The sequence below is a fragment of the Microbacterium album genome (genome assembly GCF_014643695.1).
Taxonomy (GTDB): Bacteria; Actinomycetota; Actinomycetes; order Actinomycetales; family Microbacteriaceae; genus Microbacterium; species Microbacterium album.
This window is the reverse complement of record NZ_BMJY01000031.1, coordinates 1-4650: the sequence shown is the minus strand read 5'-3', so window position 1 is coordinate 4650 and position 4650 is coordinate 1. Positions and strand designations below refer to the sequence as shown.

Genomic DNA, 4650 nt, shown 5'->3' with positions numbered 1-4650 from the left:
CCCCCCCCCCCCCCCCCCCCCCCGCGGGCGCGCGCTGCTCGCGTGCCGGACGGCGCGCGCCCGCGGATCCATCCGAACGTCACGACGTCACCCGGGCGTCGTGTGTCCTACCCCAAGGGAGAACGAAATGAAGAAGTCTGTTGTGTTCCGCGGTTCCGTCGCCGCCTTCGGCGCGGCCGTGCTCATGGCCGCCGGCTCGGCCGCCGTCGCGGATGACACGGAGCTGGGCAACCAGGCCGTGGACGTGAACGTCGAGATCGAGGAGCTCGCAGCGCCCGGTTCGCTCGCGATGACCGTCGAGGCCGCCGAGACCACGCTCGTCGAGACCGAGACCTCGGGTCTGGAGCGCGAGTTCACGGGCACGCTGCCGAAGGTCACGGTCACGGACACCCGTGACGCGGAGAGCGTCGACCCGCTCGCGGCGTGGTACGTGCTGGGCTCGGCGAGCGACTTCGTCGACGCGGACTCGAACAACACCATCCCCGCCGCGAACCTGGGGTGGGCGCCGCAGTTCGTCGAGGGTGAGGGCGAGGGCGAGGACTTCGTCTTCGTCGGCGGAGACGTCGCCCCCACCGCCCCGGGCCTGATCCACCAGGAGCTGCTCTACTCGGTCGCCTCGGGCGAGGGCAACGCCGCCGGCGGCGTCTTCTCCGCCACCGCGGACCTGAACCTCGTCGTCCCCGCCGACGTCGCGGCCGGCTCGTACTCGTCGACGATCACCCTGTCGCTGTTCGAGTAAGCGCTGCTCGGGCGGGGAGGGAGCCTTCGTGCGCACCCTCCCCGCCCGCTCGCACGCCCCCTCCGCGCGTGCCGTCCCGCTCGTGAAAGGAGCCCACTCCGTGAGAACCGTGTCCTCCCTGATCGCCGCTGCCGCTGCATTCGCCGTCCTGCTGACCTCTCCGCTGCTGGCCGAGCCCGCCGTGGCCGCCACGGAGGAGGGACCGGTCACATGGTCGGTGCGTCCCGGCGATGAGAACGGCGAGGACGGACGTTCGTGGGTGGAGTGGGAGGCCGAACCGGGAGAGGTGCTCAGCGAGCACATGGTCGTCACCAACCACAGCCGCAGGGACGTGGAGTTCCGCCTCACCTCTGCCGACGGGTACTTCACCGAGACGGGCCGCTTCAACATGCTCGCCGGCGATCAGGTATCCGTCGCCGCCGGCACCTGGATCGACCTGCCCGAGAGCGTCGTCGTTCCCGCCGGCGCTTCCGAAGCCGTTCCCTTCACCGTGACGGTCCCCGACGACGCGGGCCCCGGGGACCATCCCGCCGGTGTGGCCGCGAGCATCCGCTCGGCCGGCGACGGGACTCTCGGCGTGGAGTCCCGCGTCGGGTTCCGCGTCATGACCCGGGTGACCGGGGATCTGGTGGCGCAACTGAGCGTCGCCGCGACGGGCGCCTACGCCGGCATGGCGAACCCCTTCGAAGCCGGGTCAGTGGACATCGCATACGAGGTGTCCAACACGGGCAACACCCGCCTGCGCGCGCAACCGGAGATCTCGCTGTCCGGCCCGTTCGGGATCGCGGCACGCACGATCACCGGGGAGCAGATCGGGGAGATCGCTCCGGGCGAGACGCGGCGCGGCGTGGTGCGCGTGCCCTCCGTTTGGCCGCTGTTCACCTACGACGTGACCCTGCACGCCCAACCCGAGGCCGTCTCCGACGACCTCGACTTCGACGAAGCCGCGCCCGCAACGGCGCAGGCGACGTTCCTCGCAATGCCGTGGTCGCAGCTCGCGACCCTAGGAGTGGGAGCCCTCTTGCTGACATGGACCGTGTGGCGACGACGACACGAGAAGCAGAAGACCGAACGACTCATCGAGCAGGCGCGTGCCGAGGCGCTGGCCGGCGCGTCCGCCGGGCCGCCACAGTCGGCAGCGTCCGCGCAACCGGCCGCGACACCGCCGCCCTCGCGTCGCGCGGCCAGGACGTCCGCGGGCTTGGCGCTGATCGGCCTGCTCGCCGCCGGGCAGCTGCTCCAGGCTCCCGTCGCCCAGGCGGCCGACGGCGACAGCCGTTCGGGCGTGGACCTCAACGTCGAGATCACTCCGGAGCCCACGCCCGAGCCGCCCGTCACCCCTCCTGCGACGCCGCCCGCCCCCGAGCCGGAGCCGACGCACGGCGTCGACTGCGTCTCCGCCCCCGCTCCCGCCGCCGCACAGCTGCATGACGACAACCGCGGCGCGCTGCGCTCGTCCACGCTGCTGTCCGTGCCCCAGGGCGGCACGATCACCGCTCCCGTGGGCCGCGACTACGTCGGAGAGCTCCTGTGCGGCTGGCTGTTCTCCAGCCCGACCTCCCTCGGCTCGGATACCGTGACGGCGGACGGCTCGGTGACCTTCACGGTGCCCATCGACGCCCCCACGGGGATGCACCGCCTCGTCATCACCGACACGAGCGGCACCATCCTGGCCTGGACGGAGGCCACGGTGACGCCGGCATCCGCACCGTCCCCGGCGCCCTCGCTTCCCCTCACGGGCGGGCAGATCGCCTGGGGCGTCGCGCTCGGCGCCGTCGCGCTCATCGTGCTCGGCGGGATGCTGACCGCCACCCGGCGACGCACCGTCTGAGATCGTCCGCGTCCGACGAACAGGACCCGGCACCCCTCAACCCAGGGGCACCGGGTCCTGTTCGCATGCGCCGGCACCGCAGCGCCGACCCTGTCCGCCCGACCCTCCGCCGGGCGGCGGGACGAGGACCGCTTCACCTCACCGTCATCTCGAAGACACCGACTGGCCGCCTCCGCGATCCTCGGATTCATCCGGTCTCCGTAGCGTCAGGGCACGTGACTGCTCATCCGCTCTCCGGTTCTCCCGTTCCCCGTCGCCCTCGTGGCCGCGTCGCGCTCGCGTTCGCGGTCGCCGTGTGCGCAACGATCGGCTCCGTCGGCCTCACCGCCTCCGCCGCCTTCGCTGCTGACACCCCGTACCCCGCCGCGCAGCGCTATGCGATCACCCCCGTCCCCGACCGGATCACCCTGATCCCCACCGAGGACCCCGCCACCAGCCAGCGCGTGACCTGGCGCGCGGACTCCGCCACCCCCCGCGCCCAGATCGTCGAGGCCCCCGCCGCGTTCGGCGACGTGCAGCGCTCCAACGCCGCCGCCTACGACGTGATCGAGGTCGAGGCCGCGTTCACCGAAGAGGTCGACCCCAAGACCGGATACGTGAACCGGTACCACACCGCCGAGTTCACCGGCCTGAAGCCCAACACTCGCTACTCCTACCGCGTCGGCGACGCGACCCAGCCCGTCACCAGCGGCTCGGGCGCCAGCTCGATCAACAACTGGAGCCCGTGGATGGACTTCACCACGGCCGCCGACGGACTCGAGCCGTACTCGTTCATCTACTTCGGCGACGCGCAGAACTACATCGACTCCGCCGTCCCCCGCGTCTTCCAGCAGGCCGTCAAGGACCGCCCCGACGCGCGCATCCTCCTCCACGCCGGCGACCTGATGAACCAGACCGGCACCACCGACTCCTCCCTCCGCATCCAGGAGAAGGAATGGGCCGAGTGGTACGCGGCCGCCGGTTACAGCAATCAGCAGCGCAACGTGATCGCCACCCCCGGCAACCACGAATACAACTCCTCCACCAGCATCTCCCCGTTCTGGAAGCCGCAGTTCCCCTTCCCCTCCAACGGCCCCGCCCTCGCCGACGGCACCCCCATGCCCGAGGTCGAGCGCAGCGCCTACTACGTCGACTACCAGGGCGTGCGCTACATCTCCCTCGACTCCAGCCCCCTCCAGAACGGCCCCGTCCAGGAGCACGTCCGCGCCGCGCAGAAGGAATGGCTCGAGCAGGTCCTCACCGACCCCGAGCGCCCCAAGTGGACCGTCGTGACCTACCACCACCCCGCATTCGCCGGCACCGGAACCCGCAACAACTCCCTCGTCCGCGCCGACTGGACCCCCCTGTTCGACAAGTACGGCGTCGACCTCGTCCTCCAGGGCCACGACCACGTCTACAACCGCGGAAACCTCATCACCGACGACGACCCCAACGACCCCACCAAGTCGCACGGCACCGTCTACTCCATCTCCGTCTCCGGCGGCAAGATGTACTCCCTCAACCAGGGCCAGAACTGGACCAACAACGGCGCCAACCTCCGCGTCAACGGACAGAACATCCAGCTCTACCAGCTCATCGACGTCTCCGAAGGCTCCCTCCTCTACCAGGCCCGCCTCGCCACCGGCGAGTTCTACGACGGCTACCGCGTCGACAAGCCCGGCAACGGCTGGAACAGCCCCAAGATCGTCACCGACCTCACCGACGACCCCGACACCGGCAACAACCCCCAGCAGCCGGAGGAGCCGGAGGAGCCGGCCAAGGACCTGAACGTGTCGGTGAACGCGTCGACACGCGTGATGGCGGGCATGCAGTACGTGTCCGTCGCGACGGTCAACAACGACACGGTCGCCGTGGACATGGTCATCGAGACGCCGTACGGCTCGAAGTCCTTCACCGCGGTGCAGCCGGGCAGGGCAGCCAATGTGCTGCTCAACTCGCGCCAGACGTCGATACCGGCCGGTGAGGTGAAGGTCCGTGTCACGGGTGTGGTCGACGGGGAGAGCGTGGAGGTCGAGAAGACCGCCGGCTACCCCGCGGTCGGCTGACCCAGACTTACCCCCCCCCCCCCCCCCCCCCCCCC

The 4650-nt window shown here is 70.8% G+C and carries 3 protein-coding genes; all 3 read left to right on the top strand.

The genetic code is table 11. The annotated features are described in order from the left end of the window. The first annotated feature begins 127 nt into the window (after window positions 1-127). The 3 genes from IEX37_RS15770 (at window position 128) to IEX37_RS15760 (ending at window position 4615) form a co-directional block, all read left to right on the top strand. The gene (locus IEX37_RS15770; protein WP_188757329.1) at window positions 128-739 is read left to right on the top strand and encodes a hypothetical protein; all 612 of its coding nucleotides are present in this window, start codon (window positions 128-130) and stop codon (window positions 737-739) included. Between the two features lie 100 nt (window positions 740-839). Then, entirely contained in the window at window positions 840-2570 is a 1731-nt protein-coding gene (locus tag IEX37_RS15765; RefSeq protein WP_188757328.1) for a COG1470 family protein, read from the top strand. Window positions 2571-2785: 215 nt separating this feature from the next. Further along, window positions 2786-4615 carry a purple acid phosphatase family protein gene (locus IEX37_RS15760; protein WP_229663329.1) on the top strand — a complete coding sequence of 610 codons (1830 nt, stop codon included), beginning with the start codon at window positions 2786-2788 and terminating at the stop codon, window positions 4613-4615. Window positions 4616-4650 lie beyond the last annotated feature (35 nt).

Coding starts and splice junctions, on each gene's coding strand:
- IEX37_RS15770 (WP_188757329.1), top strand. CDS start 128: ATGAAGAAGTCTGTTGTGTTCCGCGGTTCCGTCGCCGCCTTCGGCGCG.